Below are 22205 nucleotides of genomic sequence, written 5' to 3'. Positions count from 1 at the left end.
GTTTTCAATTTTGCTAAGATATTGCCATTCATACATAGCTGTTCATAGCGCATAAATACACACGGTAAGCGGTGTCGCTCGGTCTATTTTTACATTGTGCATTTTAAAAGATTTAAGGATTTCACCTACATGAGCAATTCGGGAATCATAACTGATTTGTCCACCCTCACTCCCATGATGCAACAGTACATGGGCGTCAAAATGCAACATCCGCACTCTTTGATGTTCTATCGTATGGGTGACTTCTACGAGCTATTTTTTGAAGATGCACATAAAGCCGCTAAACTTCTCGGAATTACCCTGACCCATCGTGGCAAAGCCAATGGTCAACCCATCCCTATGGCAGGTGTTCCTTACCATGCAGCTGAAGGCTACCTTGCTCGCTTGGTGAAAAAAGGCGAAACCGTCGTTATTTGCGAGCAAATTGGTGAAGTTACAGGTAAGGCACCTGTTGAACGTGGCGTTGTCCGGATTATTACACCGGGTACGCTGACAGATGATGCCTTACTGACTGCACATCAAAGTTCAAACCTTGTGGCGCTTTGCGTACAACAAAACGAAATTGGTATTGCATTGTTAGATTTAAGTGCAGGTTTATTCAAAGTTCAACAACAAGAGTTTCAGCTTGAGCAACTCGGTATTGAACTGTCTCGCCTCATGCCAAGTGAAATTTTGGTCGATGAAAATATTGTCGACCCCAACATCATTGAACACATTAAAAAACTGCTCGACTGCCCTGTGACACGCCGTCCAAATGTCGACTTTAATTTAAACAATGCACAAAAAACCTTATGTGATCAGTTTGCAGTATCGACTTTAGCTGGTTTCGGTATTGACCATTTGCCACTTGCCAAAGCAGCAGCAGCATCCCTGATTCATTATGCCAAAGAAACGCAAAAAACAGCCTTACCACATATTCGCTCTATTCAGCTTGAACAAAGCAGTGATTTCATTGCGCTTGATCCTGTGACACGTAGAAACTTAGAGCTGGTTGAGCCTCTGTTTGAACATGGCACGTCATTATTTCAACTCATCAATGACTGTCAAACTGCAATGGGTGGACGTTTACTTAGTCGTACACTGATGCAACCGTTACGTGATACCAAGCTCTTAGACGCACGTTTAGATGCTACCAAGAGTCTTGTGGATGGTTACCATGAATCACCAGTCCGTTTAGTATTAAAAGAGATTGGAGACATCGAACGTGTCCTCAGTCGGGTGGCTTTAGGTAGCGCCCGTCCGCGTGACTTAGTGCAACTGCGCCAGGCCTGTGCGCAAGTCCCTTATTTACGTCATGCCATTCAACCCGTGATCCAAAGCAAACAGTCTGCACTCATTAGCCAATTGAATGAGGAATTGGGCGATTTCCATGGCTTACATCAACGTTTAATGTCCGCCATCGTTGAACATCCACCTGTGCTTTTACGAGATGGAAATGTGATAGCGGAAGGTTTTGATCATGAACTCGATGAACTCCGTAAAATCCGTGATCATGCAGGACAGTACTTGATCGACCTTGAAATTCAAGAACGTCAAAATACTGGAATTTCGACCTTAAAAATTGGCTATAACCGTGTCAGCGGGTATTACATTGAACTGACCCGTGCGCAAGCCGAGCAAGCACCTGATCACTACATTCGTCGTCAAACCTTGAAAAATGCTGAGCGTTATATCACGCCTGAGCTGAAAACCTTTGAAGACAAGGTACTTTCGAGTGAGTCCCGTGCATTAGCCCGCGAAAAAATGCTGTTCGAAATGCTTTTAGATGAACTACGCGCCGATATTGGTCATTTACAAATGATGAGCAGTGCTATTGCGCAGATCGACCTCTTAGCTAACTTTGCACATCAGGCTCGCTTACGCAATTGGTCACGTCCTGAGTATAGTCCAGAAATTGGGGTTAAAATTATTGCGGGACGTCATCCAGTGGTTGAGGCTTTGAACAAAGCCACATTTACACCGAATGACACGACACTTGATTTTAACCACCGCATGGCCATTATTACCGGTCCTAACATGGGGGGTAAATCAACCTTTATGCGTCAAACAGCTTTAATTAGCCTATTGGCCTATTGTGGCTCATATGTACCAGCCCAATCGGCAGTATTAGGTCCTATTGATCGAATCTTTACCCGTATTGGTTCTGCAGATGACCTATCTACAGGCAAATCGACCTTTATGGTGGAAATGACTGAGACCTCGCAAATCCTGCATCATGCAACCAATCAGTCACTGGTTCTGATGGATGAAGTTGGTCGTGGCACCAGTACCTATGATGGTTTATCTTTGGCATGGGCTTGCGTACTTGACTTAACCAAACGCATTAAATGCTTATGTTTATTTGCCACGCACTACTTTGAACTGACCGAGCTGGCCAAAGAAACTGCTATTGATAACTACCATGTCACTGCAAAAGAACTCAACGGCAACCTCATTTTGTTACATAAAGTCCAACATGGGCCAGCGAGCCAAAGTCACGGCTTACAAGTAGCAAAATTAGCAGGTATTCCTGCCAGTGTGATCAAAGAAGCACAAAATCGTCTGAAAATTTTAGAGAAGCAACAACTGCAAAAACCTAAAGTCATTCAAAATGATTTGTTTGCTGTAATAGAAACGCCTGAACTTGAAATTATTGAACGTGTGGTCGAAATTGAGAAGCCTTCTGCCGCACTTGAACTACTTAAGAGTATTGATGTTGATAACTTAAGCCCACGTGAAGCCTTACAGCAGCTTTATGCATTGAAAGATCAGTTACATTCATAGTAGTTTTCTATTTTTGTAACCCATCTAGACCGTCGCAATGACGGTCTTTTTTTATTGTCAAAAGCAGTTTTCAGCAGAATGTTCAGTTTTTATCAAATTTAACAGCCGTGCATATAATAAATATCAATAAAAGCAATTGTTAGTTGGTGCTGTTTTTGCCTAAAATACACATTAGTTATTAGAACCATATTTTTAGGTAGCCTTCGCCATGACCTTTGTTGTCACTGAAAATTGTATTAAATGTAAATATCAAGACTGCGTAGAAGTTTGTCCAGTAGACTGTTTCTATGAAGGTCCAAACTTTCTAGTGATCAATCCAGACGAATGTATCGATTGCGCACTTTGTGAACCTGAATGTCCAGCAAATGCAATTTTCTCTGAAGATGAACTGCCAGAAGGTCAAGAAGTATTTATTGAACTAAATGCTGAGTTATCACAAACTTGGCCGAACATTACCCAGATTGGTGACCAACCTGCTGACCGTGAAGAATGGAACGGTAAAGCAGATAAGTTACAATTCTTAGAAAAGTAAGCCAGAAAAAGATCAGCATAAGCTGATCTTTTTTTATACCTAAAACACACATTTGATTGCAATATTTCCAATTTTTCCTCACAAATTTGGATTAAAATAATAGGCGTATTTTTTAAATATTTGATTTCTATAATGAAGAAATTTTTAAAGGGATTATTTGCGGTTAGCATAATCCCCTTGGTGATGATTGGCTGTACGACTTCATCCCACAAAGGCCAGACCATCACAACTCCTGATGGAAAACGTATTTTTATCCCACAAGAGAAAATTAGTTTTGACCGCCCTGCTCCACCTAAAATTATTCCTTATACCTACAATGCTTGGATGTCTGTCGGTGACACGCTAGCACGCGTACGTGAGTATGAAGTTTTTCTTGAACGCAATGGTGTGGGAAATATCATCCCAAGCTTTGAACTGCTCAGAACAGCACGTGACTGGCAAAAATGTGGTCGTTCACAATATATGATCCCAAACCGTGAACTTTGGAAAAACCAAATTGCGACCTTAAAAGTATTTAAATATTTAGTTGCAGCCAAAGTACTGACTGATTTTGAAGTCACTTCAGTTTATCGTGATCTACCTTTAAACCAATGTGCTGGCGGTGCAAACTCATCCCGCCACTTATTCAATTCTGCCATCGATTTTCGAATTGGGTCTGAAAACCCGCAACCCGAAGATTATGCTTATATTGAAAATACAAAATATCGTCTATGCCAATTTTGGACCCAACATGGTCAGAGCTTAAACATGGGCTTAGGTTTATATGCTTCTGGTCAGATTCACATTGATACCCAAGGATATCGCACATGGGGCCCAGACCTCAGTCGCAATTCTTCGATGTGTAGTTACTAGTTTTTAAAAATTAAAAGAGGTCAATATGACCTCTTTTTTTGAGCATTGATTTCAACAAATATGGTCGGAAAAATTGCACTCTGAAAATAAAAGTTTAAAATGCTCCACATCGCAACCAAGGTGAACATGCTATGCAACAAATGTGGACAGAGATTGATAACTATATCGATGCACATTTAATTCCTGAAGACCCAATTCTACTGCAAACTTTAGAAAATACTGAGAAGCATGGTTTTCCAGATCACTTAGCTGTTGCACCAAACCAAGGCATGCTTTTACAAATGCTGATTCAAATGAATCAATGTAAGCGTGTGCTAGAGCTTGGCACTTTTGCTGCCTATAGCACCATGTGGTTAGCGCGCGCCTTACCTGAAGATGGTTATATTTTAACGATTGAAGGTCGTGATACGCATGCCGCGATGGGCCAAGAAAATATCGACAGAGCTCAACTCAAACAAACCATTGAACTCAAATGTGGACGTGCAGCAGATATCCTTAAATCACTGCCGGCAGACATTGAACCTTTCGACTTTATTTTTATTGATGCCGATAAACAAAGCTACCCAGAGTATTTGGAATTAAGCCTGAACCTATCTCATTCAGGTACTTTGATTTTCCTTGATAACGTGATTCGTGCAGGCGATATTATCAATCCTGAAAATCATAAACCAAGTATTGAAGGGATTCGAGATATGTTCAAAGCAATGCAAAATCATCCGAAAATTTTGTCGTGCACCGCACTTCAAACTGTCGGTAGCAAAGGACATGATGGATTTGCCTTAGCCATTGTAAAATAAGTCAAAACTTAGATTAAAAAACAATCGATTAATTTAAGCTTATATAAATTATAAACTTACATTTACTGTCCATATAGTTATCCACAATTAATGCGGATAACTATGGATAAAACAGTTCCAATTTAGAGAATTCACTCTAAATTAACGGGCGACCAGTAAGGGAACTTTGGCATTCCTAAAAATGGTGGTTGCAATACTGCCCAAGAAGAACTGATGAATTTTACTGTGGCTGAACGCACCGAGCACAATCAGTTGTATGCCATGCTCATTTTGGTATTCCAGAATATTTTCAGCCACGTCGCCATAACGATATTCTGTAATCACATCCAAATTCGCATCTTTCAGATACTGTTCAGGCTCTCTTAAAATTTCAGGATGGTCACCGACATAGACCAAATGGCATTGTAAGAGGCGCAGCAGATCACTTTGCGCAATCCGCTTCATCATCTTCACACACGTCGGTGAATACTCGTAGGCAAAGATAAAGCGCGTAGGTGGCTTAAAGCTATCGCCTACCGTCATGACGGTACAATTTGCTCCGCGGATAAAGTTCTCCACATTACTGCCCAACGGTTTATTGCGTTCAGCCGATTTCTCACCCACACGGCCAATCACCACAATGTCATCTTCATGCAATAAGTTAAAACTTTGCTCTAGAAAGTCACCCTTTTCTTGAATATGCGTTGTATGTAGGCCATGCGTTTCGAGAATGAGTTTAGAAATATGATCGAGTAAATTATTGCTATAACTGAGCGCAAGTTCACTTTGTTTTTGCTCTAATTCAGCCAGCTCTTTGAGCAACATTGCATTGCTTTCAAATCCAATTACCCCACTAATTTCACCTAAGTGATAACTTGCAGGATAATAATCCAAAACTTGTAAAAGGACCAATTCCCGCCCCGTCTGTTTTGCAATCCATGCCGCAGCTTCTGCTAGGGCATTGATACAAGGGGAAGAATCAATACATGCAATGACTCGTTTCATTATCGCCTCTCATTACACCGCATTTGGTATAAGGTCTCATTGTTGTTCTAAACTTAGCATATCTTTTTTTTTGATGGCAGGTTTTTATGTAATTAAGTATTGATAAATGTTCAATATTCTTTGATATCTTAATCACGTAAACGGATAAACTGTGCAGGATTGCCAGCAACAATCGATTGCTCGGCGATATCTTTGGTTACCATACTATTCATTCCCACCACAGCATGTGCACCAATTTTCACCCCATCTTTCACGCCCACATGCGCCCCCAACCAAACATCCCGACCAATTTCTATCCCTTGTGAACGCACAGGTTGTTGATAAATAGGATCACTGAGTGCCATACCATGGTCAAAGGCATATAAGTGACAATAAGCAGCAATACGCACTTGATCATGTAACTTAATCCCCACACGACCACCATCTAAAATACAATGGTGGTTGATCGCGACTTCGCTGCCAATCTCTAAAGGCCCATGCAAAGTACAATCGGCAGCAATAAAAGTGTTGTCCCCAATGACAATTTTGCGACCAGGCTCTGCAAAAATGTGTGCCAATGGAGAAATAAAACAGTTTTGACCAATTTCAACGGTTTCCATTTCCATTAGATAAGCTTGGTATTCTTGCTGCCATACTTCAGCCCACACACGGTTTTTAGGCTTGAGCGACCAATACAACCAGGGCATATAGTTTAAGCGATGCTTATGCTGCTCACGATATTTTAATAAGGGATCAGTCATGATGGTCATCCACAATTTTTAAGGCTTCACGTCCACGGGTCACATCTTGTATTTTAAGTGCGAGCACTTCAATCTGATGCACTTGTAATAATGCCTCTACAAGCACGCCATCCGCAGTATATTGCTCATTAAATTCAATCTGCTGGCTATTCAGCTCGTACTGGAAAATCGCCCATTCATTAAATTGGCAGGCAAAATGCACTTTTTTCTTTTCAATGAGTTCTATTTTTTCAGCCAACAGTAAACACTGACCTGCTGTTCCACCATAAGCACGTACCAACCCGCCTGTGCCTAGCTTGACGCCACCATACCAACGATTGACCAAAACCAAAACATTGGTCAGTTCATTGCCTTCAATGGTCGCTAAAATAGGACGACCTGCGGTACCTGAAGGTTCACCGTCATCATTGAAACGAACATTGTGGCCAATTTTCCATGCCCAGCACTGATGTGTGGTGCTGATATCTTTATATTGCTCTAGAAAATCTTTAACGGCCTGTTCATTTTCAACAGGCACAGCAAAAGCTTGAAAACGACTTTTTTTAATGTCTTCTTCATAGCTCACTAAACTAGAGATGGTAAATGGCATAGCGTAATTTTTAAAAATTTCACAAAAAATTATAACGTATTTTCAATTAGCTATCGTATGAAAATGGCTTTTCGCTTTAAGCCCACACAAAATAAATAGATATGCATACTGTGTAACATGCTGAAAAAGCGATTTCAAAAGGATGGCAGAGCGCGCAGTTTGAATATAAAGGGATGCCCTATTCTTAATTCAATGCAAAGAGATCGATTAAACATATTGGGGGGAAAATCTGCGCCAATTATTTTCATTGGCGCAGAATAATCTTATACAGTGAAGTCATCACCAAGGTAAACTTGACGCACGGTTTCATTGGCTAAGATTTCATCTGGAGAACCTTCAGCAATCACCGCACCCTCACTCACGATATAAGCACGTTCACAAATCGCCAAAGTCTCACGAACGTTATGATCCGTAATAAGAACGCCAATACCACGGTCTTTTAGGGTACGAATAATATCTTTAATATCACCCACTGAAATTGGGTCAACCCCAGCAAAAGGCTCATCGAGTAACATAAATTTTGGATCGGCTGCCAGCGCACGCGCAATTTCAGCACGACGACGTTCACCACCAGACACACTCATACCCAATGAATCTTTAATATGGCTAATTTTGAAATCCGCCAGCAATTCATGCAAACGCTGTTTACGTTGTTCTTTGTTGAGGTCTTTACGCGTTTCCAAAATCGACATAATATTTTCAGAAATAGTGAGTTTTCTAAAAATTGATGCTTCTTGAGGTAAGTAACCAATACCTTTACGCGCACGTTCATGCATGGCCAAATCAGACATATCTAGGTCATCAAGATGAATTTCACCTTTGTCCATACGCACCAGTCCAACCACCATATAGAAGCTGGTAGTTTTCCCTGCACCATTCGGACCTAGTAAACCTACGATTTGTCCACTTTGCATGCTAAAAGATACATCTTTCACTACCCAACGCTTACTGTAGTTTTTCGCGAGATGCTTAATACATAGGGTTTGTGGCTGATTGAGAGTTTGCTCCATTAGTCACGCGCTCCCGGGAAGGATTGAGAACCTGAAGGTGGGATCACAATTTGAACACGACCACTCGACGAACCACTGTTATTTGGTGTACCAATCGCTTCGATGTCACCTTTATTCATACTATAACGTAATGTATTACCGCGAATACTGGCACCATCTTGTTCTAGAAGTGCGCTGCCGGATAAGGTAATAATGCCTGTTTCTGCATTATAAATAATTTTTTGCGCCTGACCTTTGGCAATACCTTTATTGGTACTGACTTGCTGCTGGAAACGTGCAGGCTTACCATTGGCCGTAATGGTGCTAATTTGACGGGTTTGATTTAAATTGGCAACAATCGAATCCGCTTGTAGTTTCATCGTACCCTGTTCAATGATGACATTGCCTGTGTACGTCGTAACACCCGTTTTTTCATTAAACGTTGCTCGATCTGCCACCAACGAAATCGCTTTACTACGGTCACTTGGCAATGCCAAAGCAAAAGTTGAAACAGCCACACCTAAACTCAGTGCAAGTGTTTGCTTGAGGAAAGTTTTCGAAATAGAAAATTTTGGATTATGGTTCATACTTCCCTCGAATATGGAAAAAGTCATATTGACCCGTATTTAAATTCGCTTTTAAGCCCTGACTGACAAATTCAGCTTGTGGCGTCGTAACAACCACTTGATGCTGAGATTCAAGTTCGCGCGTCTGTGGAAACGCAGTCAGTTCTGCGGTCTCAAACTGCATCTGACCTTGATCCAACATTTTCTTTGCAACCACTTCATTTGTCAGAACGACTTTTTCGTTGTCGTTGATGCCATTGGCTTGCTTGGCATAGAAAGTCGCATCCACTTTTCCATCTTTATACATCTCAGCATTTAAGTTCTCTAACTTAGAGGTCTTCTTTTGCATGTCCTGCTCAAGACGGTCTACTTTTGCGCGGACGTATAAATTACCCTGCTCATCTGTTTGAGTCAGTTGGATCTGCTCAGCAGAATAGGTCATGCTTTGCGCACCATCGACCTCGAGCTTTTGCCCTTTTCCGCTGTAATAGTAATAACCACTACTGATAGCCGCAATGGCTACAGCAGTGATATATAAAACTTTAGTATCCATAAATGTTAACTAAACTCTCATGCATGCATACAGATTAATGCGGGACTGCGGTGTACTTTTCAAGTAAAGTTTCGTATACACCTTTGGCTTGTAAAATCATATCGCAGATTTCACGTACCGCGCCACGTCCACCCATCGCTTGAGTCACCAAATCGGCACGACGACGTACTTCTAAATGACCATTTGGCACGGTTACTTTCATGCCTGCAATGGCAAATGCAGATAGGTCAGGCCAGTCATCACCCATGTATAAACAATCTTCGGGTGAAATACCAAATTTTGCACAAGCCTCGCGCAGTGCAACACCTTTGTCTTCACGGCCTTGATAAACAAGGTCAACGCCCAAATCAGACATCCGTTTTTCCACGATCTGACTTTTACGTCCTGTGATAATAATCACTTTCACACCAGCTTGCTGAACAAGTTTCATACCTAAGCCATCACGGATATCGAAAGATTTGATTTCGTCCCCCGAGTTGGTCAAAGTCACAAAACCATCACTTAAAATACCATCGACATCCAAAACTAGAGCTTCTACATAACGCGCTTGTTCTAACAAAATATAAGAAGCCATTTTTTAATTTACCCCAGCTTGAATCAGGTCATGCATACTTAAAACACCAATGACTTTATTGCTCTCATCAACGACAACAAATTGGTTAATTTTCTTTTCATTCATTCGCTCTAATGCCTCAACAGCACGCGCTTCCGGTGAAATAGTAAGCGGGCTCTTAATCATCACATCAGACACCGCCAAGTTCACATCAAAACCTTGCTGTTTATCAATCAAACGGCGTAAGTCACCATCGGTAAAAATCCCCAATAGATGATCATTGTCATCCACAATTGTGGTTAAACCTAGGCGTTTGTTAGAGATTTCGTACAGAACTTTGTTCATTGCTGTATCTGGAGACACTTTCGGTAGTTCGTCTCCAGTGTGCATTAAATGCTTCACATGTAATAACAAGCGTTTACCCAAAGCACCCGCAGGATGCGAGCGTGCAAAGTCATCTGAAGTAAAGCCGCGTGCATCTAACAGTGCAACAGCCAATGCATCACCCAAGGCTAAAGTCGCCGTCGTACTCGATGTTGGCGCTAGCCCCAATGGACAAGCTTCTTGAATATTGCCCAACGTCAGCGCCACATCAGCATTCTGTGGCATCGGCCCACGGTCATCACCGCTGATGGTAATTAAAGGCACACCCAAATATTTGATCAAAGGCATCAGCATCATGATTTCATCACTCTTGCCTGAGTTTGAAATCGCAATCAGCACATCACCTGCAACCAACATCCCTAAATCACCATGCCCCGCTTCACCTGGGTGCATAAAGAATGATGGCGTACCTGTAGAGGCAAATGTAGCTGCCATTTTTCGGCCAATATGCCCTGATTTACCCATTCCAGTAATGACTAAGCGACCTTTACACTTTAAGATAATTTCACAAGCACGGCTAAAACGATCATCGATTTGCTGAGCAAGTACAGAGAGTGCCTGACGCTCTATCTCTAGTGTTTCTAAAGCAACTTTTTGGAAATCAATGGGATTTGACATATTTTCAGAATTCAACGTTGTTTTACCTGAATCGTGTGACGAAATGAAACGTCAGCACATAAAAAATAATTTTCGCAATTTTATCATATCTCTGTAGACAACTAGCGCGGAAATCTTTGGATTTTCACAACATATCTACAAATGTGTTTTGCCTATGCTGGAAGACCTTTATTTCAAGTACATATAGCTCGTTTCCTTTTTATTATTTTTTCTTTCGGCAACGTATAACCTGCACACCTTTCACACTGAGAGGCTCTTATTTATTCCTAACTTAAGTGAAATAAAAAGTAGCCATCACAAAACTAAACAATGTCGCTAATTCAATCATTTCAATACTTGCACCAATGGTATCTCCAGTCACACCGCCAATACGCTGTATAAATTTATACCGCAAATACCACAGTACCAGATAAAAAGTGGCAATCACCACAGCACCAACCCATGCCCAATACAAAGCCACTAAAGGCATCAGCAGTAAAAGTGCCATTGCAATTGGTCGTGCTAAATGTTGGCTCAACTGACTGCCGAGTCCTTTATCGCGCACATAGTCTGTACTTAAAAAGAAGAATAGCGGTACGAGACGTCCTAAGACAGGAAATAAAATGAGTGCGCTATAACACTGCTGCTGCAATAACACACACAGTGCAGACCACTTTAATATGCATACCACAATAAGACTGAGTACACCTATCGGCCCACAACTCGGATCTTTCATGATCTCAAGTGTGCGTGCTTTATCGCCAAAACCACCGACCCAAGCATCGGCAGTGTCGGCTAAACCATCCAGATGCAAACCACCTGTCAGCCAAATCCATAACACCAGAATCACACTGCTTAACAGCACAAGTGGCAAAGCATGCAATAACAGGGCGATCCCATATAGAATGCCTCCCATAAGCAAACCCACTACAGGATAAAACAACAATGCCTGCGCATTTTGCTGAGGCGTTGGCATTACGCTTAGGCGAACTGGAAAGGTCGTTAAAAACTGTAATGCAATCCAAAACGGTGTCATTACACGTCCTCACTTTGAATAAACTGAAGCTGCCCTTGATCGAATACAAAGCAGTTCAACTGCCCTAACTCTGCTGACATTTTTAAAAGATCATTATCATGCTGTTTCAGCGCTTGGCATTTTAAGAGTTTAATCACTCCACCATGGGAAATAATCAATGCGCGTGTCCAGCCCTGCGCATACATTTGCTGAGTCAAGGTCTCTACTGACTCTAGAACACGACTTTTAAATGTCAATAAACTTTCCGCCTGAGGCGGGGTAAAGCTTAACGGTGTTTGCCAAAATTGAGCCAATTCATCTGGGTAGAGTTGATAGAGTCGCTCAGTCGACTGAGCCTCCCATTCTCCAAAATCCATTTCTTGCAAATTCGGTTCTATATACAAAGGGAGCTGTTTTTGCTCCGCCCACTGCTCTGCAAACAGACGACAGCGCTGTAATGGTGAGCTATAAATGACATCCCACGCCTGACTAACCTGCTCAGCCTGAGCAATAGTAGACTGCATTTGCGCCCAACCTTTCGCAGTCAAAGCATCGTCCGTTTTACCCCGTAGAGTATGGCTTAAGCTGGTTTCGCCGTGGCGTAGGAAATCTAAACACAACATCTCTAAACTTTCTCACCAATCACGGCTGCTTCAGCAAATGTTGCCATTTCATTATGTAAGCGACAGGCGAGTTTGATCAACCCCAGTGCAGCCCCTGCACCACTGCCTTCACCTAAACGCAAATTCAGCTTCAATAGAGGCATCGCTTTAAGTTCTTCTAACAAACGTACATGACCATATTCAGCCGACTGATGCCCAAAAAGCATCCAAGCGCGAACCTGTGGATTTAAACGTACTGCAAGCAATGCCGAAACGGTACTGATAAACCCATCTACCACCATTGGCAGCCCCAATTGTGCACAGCGAATATACGCGGCTGTCATGGCTGCGATTTCAAGTCCACCCACTGCACATAAGGCTTTAAACGGATCGTTCCCGACATATTGGGCATGCCGTGAAAGTGCTTGGTCAATCACCTGTTTTTTATGTATCAATTGATCAGTACGGATACCCGTTCCAACACCCGTGAGCTTTTCAGCTGGCTCAGCCAATAAAAAACAAGCGACAGCTGAGGCTGAACAGGTATTTCCAATGCCCATCTCCCCCGCGACATAGATATCTGCCCCATAAGCGATGGCATCTTCCACACTTTTTTGCCCCAAAGCAAAAGCAGCTTCACATTCAGCCTCAGTCATGGCTGTAGTTTGAGCAAAGTTAGCCGTCCCAGCGCGGATGCAGTGGCGCTCAACCCCGACATATTCATACGCTTCACCGACTGAACCACAGTCGATGACTTGTAACTTGGCTTGATACTCTTTGGCAATCACACTAATACACGCCCCGCCAGTTGCGAAGTTCTGCAACATTTGACGTGTCACCGCTTGTGGATAGGCAGAAATATTTTCCTCCATCACCCCATGATCACCTGCAAAAATCGTAATCCATGGGCGGTCAATCTTGGGTTTTACAGTGTTTTGCAAACTGGCTAAAGTCACTGCAACCGATTCAAGCTCCGACAACGAGCCTGTCGGTTTGGTCAACTGTGACTGGCGTGCTAGGGCTTGAGCCAATACAGACTCACTCGGACTTTGACATGCTTCTAACCACCAACTCACACTTGTTCTCCTTTTAAAATCATGGGAAATCCTGCCACGCAGAACACCACTTTATGAGCGATTTGACCTAACTGCTGATGCAATCGCCCTGTTTCATCGACAAAGCGTCGGCTAATTTGTCCTATAGGAACCACACCTAAGCCTGTTTCATTACTCACTAAAATCAGCTCGGACTGTAAATTTCCGACTACATCTAACAACTTCTGACATTCCTGAACTTGTAAATCTGGGTCAGTATGCATCAGTAAATTACTCATCCATAAGGTCAGGCAATCGACCAAAATGGTTTGGTTTGGACGGTCTAATTTGACCAACTGTTCGGCAAGATAAATGGGTTCTTCACACAGCCCCCAATCTTCGGGTCGTTGTTGCTGATGGTGTTGAATACGCGCTTGCATTTCTCCATCCAAGGCTTGTGCAGTTGCCACATAAACCACAGGCTGCGCCAACTGTTGTGCAATCTGCTCCGCCAAGCGGCTTTTCCCCGAACGTGCACCACCTAAAATCAGTTGCATTACGCATTCCCCAACTCAAACTGTGTATGTGAAAACAATGACCCTTGTAGGACATGGGACTGATAAAAACCAAACGTGAGCTTTGAGACATTTAAGCCATAGCTAATATCTTCAATTTCAGCCATCCGTGCCAATACATGATCACTACACACTGCTTCACGGTATAGACCTAATGTAATATGTGGACAATAACTCAATGCCGCGACTTCCTGCGAGGTTTGCAGCAATGTCTTTCTAATTTTATCCAATACGCCTGCGGTATCATCCACTTTTAAAAATAAGGCACTTTCAAAACTATTTAATCCACCTATCTGTAACTGAAAAGATTCTAGCTTTAATTTTTTAAGGCGTTCAAGCTGCTGATTCAGTTGCACTCGACTAAAGTCATCCGACTGTGTTGCCTGTTCTACCCAAAAACCTGCAACAAATAAAGTGATATGAAACTGCCGTTGATTTGGTTGATAAAGTAAATCTGAGAACTGCTCACGAAGCTTTGTTAAATAGCTGATCAAAACGGGATCATCCACTTCAATATACCAAAGTGCATAGCGTTCTCGTCCCAAATGCCATTCAGGATAGTCTCGAGCTTCGGTCGGTACGACAGTGCTATGGGGTTGAAGAAACACAATTTTATTCACAAATGAAGATGAATGATTTAAGCATATTTTTGTCAAAATTATGGTTTGACATACCAAGATAATTTCACATTTAAATGAATTATTTTCAATACACTCAAATTACAGGCATAAAAAAACCCCAAGTTGAACTTGAGGTTTTTTAAATTTTGGAGCGGGAAACGAGACTCGAACTCGCGACCCCAACCTTGGCAAGGTTGTGCTCTACCAACTGAGCTATTCCCGCAATATGGATGTGCATTATAGAGAGTTTCATCAAACTGTCAACACTCTATAATGCAATTGCTGAATTAATCAGCACGGCGCCAGATTGTCCCTTGGCGAGTGTCTTCCAAAACTACACCTTGATCCAATAAGGACTGACGAATTTTATCCGCTTTGGCAAATTCTTTGGCTTTTTTCGCATCTTGACGTTGTTGAATCAAATCTTCAATTTGCTCTTCAGACAAAGCCAACGCCTCTTGCCCAATATCAGACTTCAGGAACTCTTCAACATTGTGCTGAACCAAACCTAGAATATTGGTTAAATGACGTAAAGTTGCATAGTAAATCGCTGCTTGTTCCGCTTGTTGCTCTTTCACGGCACGGTTCAATTCTTTGTTCACTTCAAACAATACCGCAATGGCCTCAGCGGTATTGAAGTCATCACGCATGGCACTGTTGAAACGCTCAAGCAATGTTTCATCTAAGGTATCGACTTGTGTATCGCCATAGACTTGTTGATAAGCTTTGAATGAATGATAGAAACGTGACAGCGCTGTTTTTGCTTCTTTTAAAGCAACATCAGAGAAGTTCACAGGGCTACGATAGTGTGATGACACAATGAAGTAGCGAATCACTTCAGGGTGGAACTTATCCATCACATCACGAATGGTAAAGAAATTGCCCAATGACTTCGACATTTTCTCGCCATCAACGTTGATGAAACCAACATGCATCCAATAGTTGACATACTGCTCGCCAGTTGAAGCCTCAGACTGTGCAATTTCATTTTCATGGTGCGGGAACATGAGGTCTGAACCACCGCCATGAATGTCAAAATGATTCCCTAGGCAGCAAGTCGACATCGCAGAACATTCAATATGCCAGCCCGGACGACCTTTGCCCCACGGCGAAGCCCATGCAGGTTCATTTTCTTTGGCATGTTTCCAAAGTACAAAGTCAAATGGATGTTTTTTCTCAACTTCAACATCGACACGTTCAGATGCACCCGCTTGCATATCTTCCAGTTTACGTCCTGAAAGACGACCATATTTGGCGAATTTTTCCACTTGGAAATACACATCACCATTGGCAGATGGATAAGCTGTGCCCTTTTCAACCAAATTACCAATCATGCTTTGCATTTGATCAATATAATCTGTTGCACGCGGGGCTTCGTCTGGATGTAAGCAGCCTAGATTTTCAGCATCTTCATTCATCGCTTGAATAAAGCGATCTGTCAGCTGCGTAATCGACTCGCCATTTTCATTGGCACGTTTAATGATTTTGTCGTCAATGTCGGTAATGTTACGTACATATTTCACGCTCCAACCTTGGCTACGCAGGAAGCGAATAATATAGTCAAATGCAACCATCACGCGCGCATGCCCAATATGACAGTAGTCATACACCGTCATACCGCAGACATACATATCAATATGCCCCTCAACACGAGGTACGAATTCTACTTTTTTGCGTTGCTCTGAGTTATATAGAACAAATGGTTGCATAGCGATTCAAAAGACTTCAAATATAAGAATGGATCATCTTAACCTAAGCATTATTTTTCATAAAGTTTTCAGAAGATTTTTCTTTCAATTATCTCGCCACTTTCATTCATACGCAACTGATACTAAATTTTCTTCATTCAGGTCTTAAAGGGATTATTGGTAAATATTGGCATTGCATGATGCATTTACTAGGGATGAACATGTACATGCTCGCAATGCTCATGGCTATGAGGTTTTGGCGCTTCATGATCTGTTCGAATACAACAGCCCTCGACATACTGACTGGTGCCATCCACATAAAACTCCTCTTTCCACACAGGAACTTCATGTTTTACCCGTTCTACCGCTTCCTCACAGGCTTGAAAGGCTTCACGGCGGTGCGCAGCGTAAGCCATTGCAATAATGGCAGTATCACCAATATCTAAAGCACCAATACGATGCACCACTCGAACATAAGACACTCCATATTTTAATTGGATTTCTTGTTCAATTTGACGAATCATTTTTTCAGCGACTGGTGCATAAGCGGTATATTTTAACGCTTTTACAACTTTACCTTGATGGTGATTCCGCACCGTACCAATGAATATGCCAATGCCACCACACTCAGGAAAATGTTGGATGCCATCAAAGTCATTTTGACTAAAAACCACTGTTTGAATCCGCGGAAATTGTTTTAATTCCATATCAACCTCCTGCCACAGGGGACAACAACACCAAAGTACAATCTCGACTTAAAATGGTCTGCCTTGAAATAATGTCTTCACCGATTGCACAGGCACAGCGCTCCAATAATGTGTGGACATCTGGGTACTGAGCAACGATATCCTTTAATACCGCTGCAACCGATGAATCAGGCTCACATTGCAGCATTAAATTGGGGGGTAACTGGCGTTCAATCGCACCAAAAGCTTCAATCTTTACTCTAATCAAGTTATTTAACCCCTGAGTCATCCTAACCTCCAATCATATGCATACTGATTTTTCGCACTGGCTGATGCAACTGCTGTTTTTGAATGGCATGAAAACCTTGCTCTTTATGCCAAACATAAGTTGAAAGTTTACTTTCTAAAACAAAGGCTTCGTGCTGATTAAGTTGGGTAAGTTGTTGAATGTCTAACTTTAAATTTAAGCCTTGCTTGGCAAAAAGACAATTATAAAACTCACCTTGCGCATTCAACCGTAGTCGATCACACTCCCCACAAAATGAGTTGCTAATGGTAGAAATAATCCCAACCTTCTCACCATCTACCCGATAACTACGTGCAGGATTGGCACCTTGTCCTTCAAGCACTTGCACCGTAAATTGCGAGCTGAGTTGGGACAAAATCTCTTGTTCAGTGACGACATCGGCTTGCGACCAATTTTGATCGCCATCCAAAGGCATAAACTCAATAAAACGCAGTTCTACCTTTTGCAGCTTTGCCCACTGAACCAAAGGAACAATTTGATCGTCATTGATGCCTTTCATCAGCACGGTATTGATTTTGATGTTAAAACCAACCTGCTGTGCGACCTGAATTCCTTCCAGCACTGTATGTAATTGTTTTTTAGTGAGGTGTTGAAATTGTTCGGCATCTAGACTGTCTAGACTAATATTTAAATCATCCAGCCCTGCTTGCTTTAAAGCAGCGGCATATTGTTTTAAATAGTGACCATTGGTGGTCATGGAAATACGCTTCAGCCCCTGTTTTTTTAGGCTTTGTAGCTGTTCGATAAAATGCACCACACCTTGGCGCATTAACGGTTCACCACCCGTGATACGAATTTGCTCAATGCCATGCTGCACCATAAATTTGCAAAAATGGTAGAGTTCTTCAAAGCTGAGCAAGTCGTGCTTTTTCATCCATTCGGGATGTTCGGGCATGCAATAGACGCATTTAAAATTACAACGATCCGTCACAGAGATTCGTAGTTTGCGCTTTTCACGTCCAAACTGATCTTGGAATACTCTAACTGCGGATACATGGGTCATGCTGTTCATCTGTCTTACCTATGCGTCCTTTGAGCGGTGTCGGTGCAGTTCATATTTCACGCCCTATTTTCTAAAGTATAAATTGCAATAACTGTTCCAACTTTGTGCACTTTTTACATTTTGAGTATTTTCAGTTCACCGCCGTAATGAGTGATCACTGCTACATACGTTTATAATCTAAATAAAATAACGACTCCCATAAATATATTCTAAATTTTTGTTTTATAATAAATTTAATATAAACACGAATACTTATTTGGTTCTTTTATAGATTTTTATTTAAACAGTCAAATCGGTTTATGGCAACATCTTTTGCTCTCAACACACACCTCCTCTCTTCAATATCTGAGGTATTTATAAAAAATTGAGTTGCCGATGCTGTTGTAACTCATCCAACGAGTTAATGCTGTGAAAAAACAGTGCATGATTTTTAAATCGTGCCACTTGTGGGTGCAAATCTGCAAAACACTGCCTTAAACTGCGCTGATTTTGCTCAAGGTGCTGAATCAATGTCGGTAAACTGCTCCGTTTTAACAAACAAAACGGATACAGTGCACGGTCATTGATTTCTACAATAACGACACCACAGTTCGGATCTTGTTGCATCGCTTGATGTAACCGTGAAAACACTTTTTTCGGAATAAAAGTTACATCACAGGGCACGAACAGCACATAGTCTGATTGCACATGTGTCCATGCACTTTTCATCCCCATCAAGGGCCCTTGAAAGCCTGTTGCCTCATCTTCAAAAAAGCCAATCGATGGAATCAACCGCTCATAAATGGAATGATCGCGATGGCTGTTGACCCATAACTTGGTTGCACGTGACTTTAACTGCTGATGAATTTTGATAAGTTGAATTTCATCATCAAATTTTTGCAAGAGTTTATTAATGCCATTCATACGGCGCGCCTGACCACCCGCCAAAATAACAACTTCAGTTTCTGGGTAGCTCACGGGTTTGAGTATTTTTCTTTTCATTCTACCTCCTCCGTTTGACACGCTTTGATCAGACCTCGAATTTCAGGTAAGCAAGAACCGCAATTGCCTCCTGCCTTTAAGCATGCAGTGACTTGTTTTTCATGGGTGATATTTTTTTCTTTAATGACATCGATAATACGATTTTTCCCAACTTTAAAACAGCTACAGACCAGTGGGCCATCGCTATTAGTCATTGACATGGCTTGCCCTGCTAATAAAGCCTTCCGATGCATCGCGCTTAAGCGTTCGCGCTTAAACAGACTTGCCACCCAGTCTCGATCTGGCAATAACGCTTTAGGTGCAATATACAGACTCGCAATGAGGTGTCCATCTTGTAACACCACACTATGACTGATATGGGCGGTTTGATCTTCTACATTGAGCCATTCAAAACTTTCATCATCAAAAGGCAATAAAGCTTTGAGTTGTTCCGTGGTTTCCGTAAAACGTCGACGGTCTGCCAGCTCATAACGAATAGCTTTGGACGTTTTGATTTTGGTCCACCAAACGCTTTGTTCAATGCTTTGTTGCACCAAATGCTCAAAGCCCGTTCTGACATAAAACACGCCCTGCCATTGCGTATAAAACGGATGAATCATCACAGGGGTATGTTTGAACTCAGGTTCTCCCGAAATCGCATCCACCACAGGATTCACCACTTTGCCAATCCGTGCATCTGATGCAAATTGATCACTCCAGTGAATCGGTGCAAAAATCTGTCCCCGGCGGATATTGTCACTAACCGTGGCACGCAGTACGCAATTTCCCCAAGCCGATTTGATCTCTACCAGTTCCCCATCTTTCAAACCATATTTCAGGGCATCATTTGGGTGGATTTCACAATAGGGTTCTGCTTTATGTGTGCTTAAATTAGCTGATAAACCTGTACGCGTCATGGTATGCCATTGATCTCGGATGCGTCCCGTATTCAGTACCAATGGATATTCACTGCTGGTTGGATTCACTGCGCCAACCGCGATTGTTGCAATAAACTTAGCTTTACCATCTGCGTGACTAAACTGACCATCTTTAAATAATTGGGCAAAAATGTTTGGCTTGGTTTGGCCATTTTTCAAAGGTGCGAGCACAGGCCATTGCGTCGGTTCAAGTTCTTGGTAGTCATCAAATGAAAGATTCGTCAAACCTGCCAAATTGAAATAGCGGAATGTTTCAGTCGATGAACGTAAAGCAATTTCTGCATTTTGATAAGCTGAGAGCTGGGCATGTTCTTTGAAAATGTCATGACTACTTTCAAAGTCAAAACCCTGAAATCCTAATTTTTTCGCCACTTGTGAAACTGACCACCAATCCGCTTGTGCTTGTTCTGGAATGTCTAAAAAAGCACGCTGTCTGGAAATACGGCGTTCTGAATTGGTCACCGTGCCGTCTTTTTCACCCCAACCTAATGCAGGCAGCAACACGTCGGCATATTGCGTGGTATCGGTATCTAAACAAATGTCTGACACCACCACAAACTCACAATTCTCTAGTGCACGTTTCACCTGATCGGCATTGGGTAAACTCACCACAGGATTGGTCGCCATAATCCAAATGGCTTTAATTTTTCCAGCTTCGACCGCTTCAAAAAGGTCGACAGCTTTTAAACCCACTTGCTTTGCAATGGTTGGACTGTGCCAAAACTGCTGTACCAATTGTTGATGCTTGGGATTATCCAAATCCATATGGGCAGCCAACATATTGGCAAGGCCACCCACTTCACGTCCGCCCATTGCATTCGGCTGGCCCGTCATCGAAAAAGGTGCAGCGCCCAATTTCCCAATTTTGCCAGTTAACAAATGACAGTTGGTAATGCTATTGGCTTTGTCTACCCCACGTGAAGACTGATTCACACCCATTGAAAATAAGCTCATCACTTTTTCTGTTTGAGCAAATTTTTCAAAAAAGAGTGCTAATTTTTCAACAGAAATCCCCGTCCGTTCGCTCACACTCGCTATTGATGCTTCAGATGCGCTGCTTGCCAGCGCTTGCTCTAGCCCTTGAGTATGCTTTGCAATAAAATCGGTATCGGTATAATGATTGGTTGCTAAATACTGTAATAGACCATTGAACAGTGCGACATCTTGACCCGGTAAAATCGGTAAGTGTAAATCAGCCGCCTCACAAGTGGCAGTAAAACGCGGGTCAATCACGACGACAAAAAGATCTCGCTCCTCTTTGGCTTTCATGATGCGTTGGTATAATACTGGATGACACCATGCGGTATTTGAACCCACCAAAACCACCATATCAGTGTGTTCAAAATCACTGTAACTGGCTGGAACTAAGTCTTCCCCAAAAGCACGTTTATGCGCAGCAACGGCTGAAGACATACACAACCGTGAATTGGTGTCGATATTGGCTGTACCCAAGTAGCCTTTAACAAATTTATTGACCACATAATAGTCTTCAGTCAGCAGTTGACCTGAGACATAAAAAGCTATACTTTCAGGCCCATATTGATCGATATAATGTTGAAATTTGTTGGCGATTAAGTCTGTTGCGGTGTCCCATGAACTTACCTCACGTTGCGGTTTACGCCCCAACATGGGATGTAAGACGCGCGTTTCTAAACCTACCGTGTCGGCTAAATTACTGCCTTTAATACACAACTTTCCGAAATTAGATGGATGCTGAGCATCACCCACCACAGAGACTTTTTGCCCTAAAGCCGTTTCTTCAACAGTTGCTGTTACCCCACACCCCACCCCACAATATGGGCAGGTGGTTTGTGTAGTTGTAATCATTTTTTCTGTGGAGCTATGCAGTTCCATTACAGGGATACTATTCATTTCTGC

General features: G+C 42.2%; 23 protein-coding genes and 1 tRNA gene. 4 read left to right on the top strand and 20 right to left on the bottom strand.

Annotation, left to right across the window (positions count from 1 at the left end; genetic code table 11):
* The first annotated feature begins 129 nt into the window (after positions 1–129).
* From mutS to ACF8FD_RS13650, 4 genes are all read left to right on the top strand, one after another.
* A complete protein-coding gene (gene mutS / locus ACF8FD_RS13665; RefSeq protein WP_392453478.1) occupies positions 130–2763 on the top strand; it encodes a DNA mismatch repair protein MutS in 2634 nt (877 codons plus the stop codon).
* Between the two features lie 208 nt (positions 2764–2971).
* Entirely contained in the window at positions 2972–3295 is a 324-nt protein-coding gene (fdxA, locus tag ACF8FD_RS13660) for a ferredoxin FdxA (protein ID WP_332476829.1), read from the top strand.
* A gap of 132 nt (positions 3296–3427) precedes the next feature.
* Positions 3428–4147: a D-Ala-D-Ala carboxypeptidase family metallohydrolase gene (locus ACF8FD_RS13655; RefSeq protein WP_004982106.1), complete on the top strand. Its 720-nt coding sequence runs from the start codon at positions 3428–3430 to the stop codon at positions 4145–4147.
* 131 nt (positions 4148–4278) lie between these two features.
* Complete coding sequence (locus ACF8FD_RS13650; RefSeq protein WP_058869896.1) at positions 4279–4944, top strand: O-methyltransferase; 666 nt, start codon at positions 4279–4281, stop codon at positions 4942–4944.
* A gap of 141 nt (positions 4945–5085) precedes the next feature.
* On the opposite strand, the gene ACF8FD_RS13645 is transcribed toward ACF8FD_RS13650, so the two are convergent.
* The 20 genes from ACF8FD_RS13645 to ACF8FD_RS13550 all read right to left on the bottom strand — a co-directional run bounded on the left by ACF8FD_RS13645 (position 5086) and on the right by ACF8FD_RS13550 (position 22199).
* Entirely contained in the window at positions 5086–5928 is an 843-nt protein-coding gene (locus tag ACF8FD_RS13645) for a universal stress protein (protein ID WP_004696353.1), read from the bottom strand.
* 128 nt (positions 5929–6056) lie between these two features.
* Positions 6057–6668: a DapH/DapD/GlmU-related protein gene (locus ACF8FD_RS13640; RefSeq protein ID WP_062033549.1), complete on the bottom strand. Its 612-nt coding sequence runs from the start codon at positions 6666–6668 to the stop codon at positions 6057–6059.
* Complete coding sequence (locus ACF8FD_RS13635; protein WP_159152910.1) at positions 6661–7257, bottom strand: YigZ family protein; 597 nt, start codon at positions 7255–7257, stop codon at positions 6661–6663. The genes ACF8FD_RS13640 and ACF8FD_RS13635 overlap by 8 nt, the downstream gene beginning before the upstream one ends.
* Before the next feature lie 263 nt (positions 7258–7520).
* Positions 7521–8267 carry an LPS export ABC transporter ATP-binding protein gene (lptB, locus tag ACF8FD_RS13630; RefSeq protein WP_004696348.1) on the bottom strand — a complete coding sequence of 249 codons (747 nt, stop codon included), beginning with the start codon at positions 8265–8267 and terminating at the stop codon, positions 7521–7523.
* On the bottom strand, positions 8267–8833 hold the full coding sequence (gene lptA / locus ACF8FD_RS13625; protein ID WP_004696346.1) for a lipopolysaccharide transport periplasmic protein LptA: 567 nt from the start codon (positions 8831–8833) through the stop codon (positions 8267–8269). The genes lptB and lptA overlap by 1 nt, the downstream gene beginning before the upstream one ends.
* Positions 8823–9365, bottom strand: coding sequence for an LPS export ABC transporter periplasmic protein LptC (gene lptC / locus ACF8FD_RS13620; RefSeq protein ID WP_058869900.1), 543 nt, complete (start codon positions 9363–9365; stop codon positions 8823–8825). The genes lptA and lptC overlap by 11 nt, the downstream gene beginning before the upstream one ends.
* Positions 9366–9399: 34 nt before the next feature.
* The gene (locus ACF8FD_RS13615; RefSeq protein WP_004982122.1) at positions 9400–9939 is read right to left on the bottom strand and encodes an HAD family hydrolase; all 540 of its coding nucleotides are present in this window, start codon (positions 9937–9939) and stop codon (positions 9400–9402) included.
* 3 nt (positions 9940–9942) lie between these two features.
* On the bottom strand, positions 9943–10920 hold the full coding sequence (locus ACF8FD_RS13610; protein ID WP_218288297.1) for a KpsF/GutQ family sugar-phosphate isomerase: 978 nt from the start codon (positions 10918–10920) through the stop codon (positions 9943–9945).
* A gap of 271 nt (positions 10921–11191) precedes the next feature.
* On the bottom strand, positions 11192–11935 hold the full coding sequence (locus ACF8FD_RS13605) for an adenosylcobinamide-GDP ribazoletransferase (RefSeq protein WP_392453477.1): 744 nt from the start codon (positions 11933–11935) through the stop codon (positions 11192–11194).
* Positions 11935–12537 (bottom strand): histidine phosphatase family protein, encoded by a 603-nt coding sequence (locus ACF8FD_RS13600; RefSeq protein WP_234304781.1) that lies wholly within the window; start codon positions 12535–12537, stop codon positions 11935–11937. Before ACF8FD_RS13600 ends, ACF8FD_RS13605 begins: the two co-directional genes overlap by 1 nt.
* 2 nt (positions 12538–12539) lie before the next feature.
* A complete protein-coding gene (gene cobT, locus ACF8FD_RS13595) occupies positions 12540–13592 on the bottom strand; it encodes a nicotinate-nucleotide--dimethylbenzimidazole phosphoribosyltransferase (RefSeq protein ID WP_234304780.1) in 1053 nt (350 codons plus the stop codon).
* The gene (cobU, locus tag ACF8FD_RS13590) at positions 13589–14107 is read right to left on the bottom strand and encodes a bifunctional adenosylcobinamide kinase/adenosylcobinamide-phosphate guanylyltransferase (RefSeq protein ID WP_058869905.1); all 519 of its coding nucleotides are present in this window, start codon (positions 14105–14107) and stop codon (positions 13589–13591) included. Before cobU ends, cobT begins: the two co-directional genes overlap by 4 nt.
* Positions 14107–14745: a 2'-5' RNA ligase family protein gene (locus tag ACF8FD_RS13585; protein ID WP_058869906.1), complete on the bottom strand. Its 639-nt coding sequence runs from the start codon at positions 14743–14745 to the stop codon at positions 14107–14109. The genes cobU and ACF8FD_RS13585 overlap by 1 nt, the downstream gene beginning before the upstream one ends.
* 147 nt (positions 14746–14892) lie before the next feature.
* Positions 14893–14968 (bottom strand) — tRNA-Gly (locus tag ACF8FD_RS13580).
* 64 nt (positions 14969–15032) lie between these two features.
* Entirely contained in the window at positions 15033–16454 is a 1422-nt protein-coding gene (gene cysS / locus ACF8FD_RS13575; protein WP_058869907.1) for a cysteine--tRNA ligase, read from the bottom strand.
* 188 nt (positions 16455–16642) lie between these two features.
* Complete coding sequence (locus ACF8FD_RS13570) at positions 16643–17140, bottom strand: molybdenum cofactor biosynthesis protein MoaE (protein ID WP_234304779.1); 498 nt, start codon at positions 17138–17140, stop codon at positions 16643–16645.
* Between the two features lies 1 nt (position 17141).
* Positions 17142–17408 (bottom strand): MoaD/ThiS family protein, encoded by a 267-nt coding sequence (locus ACF8FD_RS13565; RefSeq protein ID WP_234304778.1) that lies wholly within the window; start codon positions 17406–17408, stop codon positions 17142–17144.
* Position 17409: 1 nt separating this feature from the next.
* Complete coding sequence (moaA, locus tag ACF8FD_RS13560) at positions 17410–18438, bottom strand: GTP 3',8-cyclase MoaA (protein ID WP_039890089.1); 1029 nt, start codon at positions 18436–18438, stop codon at positions 17410–17412.
* A 345-nt stretch (positions 18439–18783) separates the two neighbouring features.
* The gene (locus ACF8FD_RS13555) at positions 18784–19410 is read right to left on the bottom strand and encodes a molybdenum cofactor guanylyltransferase (protein ID WP_010327078.1); all 627 of its coding nucleotides are present in this window, start codon (positions 19408–19410) and stop codon (positions 18784–18786) included.
* The gene (locus ACF8FD_RS13550; protein WP_234304777.1) at positions 19407–22199 is read right to left on the bottom strand and encodes a nitrate reductase; all 2793 of its coding nucleotides are present in this window, start codon (positions 22197–22199) and stop codon (positions 19407–19409) included. Before ACF8FD_RS13550 ends, ACF8FD_RS13555 begins: the two co-directional genes overlap by 4 nt.
* Between the last annotated feature and the right edge of the window lie 6 nt (positions 22200–22205).

This window comes from Acinetobacter sp. TYF_19, from assembly GCF_043105125.1.
Classification (GTDB): Bacteria; Pseudomonadota; Gammaproteobacteria; order Pseudomonadales; family Moraxellaceae; genus Acinetobacter; species Acinetobacter johnsonii.
This window is presented reverse-complemented; position numbering and strand designations above follow the sequence as displayed.

What these genes read in the sequence shown, in the direction of transcription:
- mutS (WP_392453478.1), top strand. Translation starts at nt 130, where the DNA reads ATGAGCAATTCGGGAATCATAACTGATTTGTCCACCCTCACTCCCATG.
- fdxA (WP_332476829.1), top strand. Translation starts at nt 2,972, where the DNA reads ATGACCTTTGTTGTCACTGAAAATTGTATTAAATGTAAATATCAAGAC.
- ACF8FD_RS13655 (WP_004982106.1), top strand. Translation starts at nt 3,428, where the DNA reads ATGAAGAAATTTTTAAAGGGATTATTTGCGGTTAGCATAATCCCCTTG.
- ACF8FD_RS13650 (WP_058869896.1), top strand. Translation starts at nt 4,279, where the DNA reads ATGCAACAAATGTGGACAGAGATTGATAACTATATCGATGCACATTTA.
- ACF8FD_RS13645 (WP_004696353.1), bottom strand. Translation starts at nt 5,928, where the DNA reads ATGAAACGAGTCATTGCATGTATTGATTCTTCCCCTTGTATCAATGCC.
- ACF8FD_RS13640 (WP_062033549.1), bottom strand. Translation starts at nt 6,668, where the DNA reads ATGACTGATCCCTTATTAAAATATCGTGAGCAGCATAAGCATCGCTTA.
- ACF8FD_RS13635 (WP_159152910.1), bottom strand. Translation starts at nt 7,257, where the DNA reads ATGCCATTTACCATCTCTAGTTTAGTGAGCTATGAAGAAGACATTAAA.
- lptB (WP_004696348.1), bottom strand. Translation starts at nt 8,267, where the DNA reads ATGGAGCAAACTCTCAATCAGCCACAAACCCTATGTATTAAGCATCTC.
- lptA (WP_004696346.1), bottom strand. Translation starts at nt 8,833, where the DNA reads ATGAACCATAATCCAAAATTTTCTATTTCGAAAACTTTCCTCAAGCAA.
- lptC (WP_058869900.1), bottom strand. Translation starts at nt 9,365, where the DNA reads ATGGATACTAAAGTTTTATATATCACTGCTGTAGCCATTGCGGCTATC.
- ACF8FD_RS13615 (WP_004982122.1), bottom strand. Translation starts at nt 9,939, where the DNA reads ATGGCTTCTTATATTTTGTTAGAACAAGCGCGTTATGTAGAAGCTCTA.
- ACF8FD_RS13610 (WP_218288297.1), bottom strand. Translation starts at nt 10,920, where the DNA reads ATGTCAAATCCCATTGATTTCCAAAAAGTTGCTTTAGAAACACTAGAG.
- ACF8FD_RS13605 (WP_392453477.1), bottom strand. Translation starts at nt 11,935, where the DNA reads ATGACACCGTTTTGGATTGCATTACAGTTTTTAACGACCTTTCCAGTT.
- ACF8FD_RS13600 (WP_234304781.1), bottom strand. Translation starts at nt 12,537, where the DNA reads ATGTTGTGTTTAGATTTCCTACGCCACGGCGAAACCAGCTTAAGCCAT.
- cobU (WP_058869905.1), bottom strand. Translation starts at nt 14,107, where the DNA reads ATGCAACTGATTTTAGGTGGTGCACGTTCGGGGAAAAGCCGCTTGGCG.
- cysS (WP_058869907.1), bottom strand. Translation starts at nt 16,454, where the DNA reads ATGCAACCATTTGTTCTATATAACTCAGAGCAACGCAAAAAAGTAGAA.
- ACF8FD_RS13570 (WP_234304779.1), bottom strand. Translation starts at nt 17,140, where the DNA reads ATGGAATTAAAACAATTTCCGCGGATTCAAACAGTGGTTTTTAGTCAA.
- ACF8FD_RS13565 (WP_234304778.1), bottom strand. Translation starts at nt 17,408, where the DNA reads ATGACTCAGGGGTTAAATAACTTGATTAGAGTAAAGATTGAAGCTTTT.
- moaA (WP_039890089.1), bottom strand. Translation starts at nt 18,438, where the DNA reads ATGAACAGCATGACCCATGTATCCGCAGTTAGAGTATTCCAAGATCAG.
- ACF8FD_RS13555 (WP_010327078.1), bottom strand. Translation starts at nt 19,410, where the DNA reads ATGAAAAGAAAAATACTCAAACCCGTGAGCTACCCAGAAACTGAAGTT.
- ACF8FD_RS13550 (WP_234304777.1), bottom strand. Translation starts at nt 22,199, where the DNA reads ATGAATAGTATCCCTGTAATGGAACTGCATAGCTCCACAGAAAAAATG.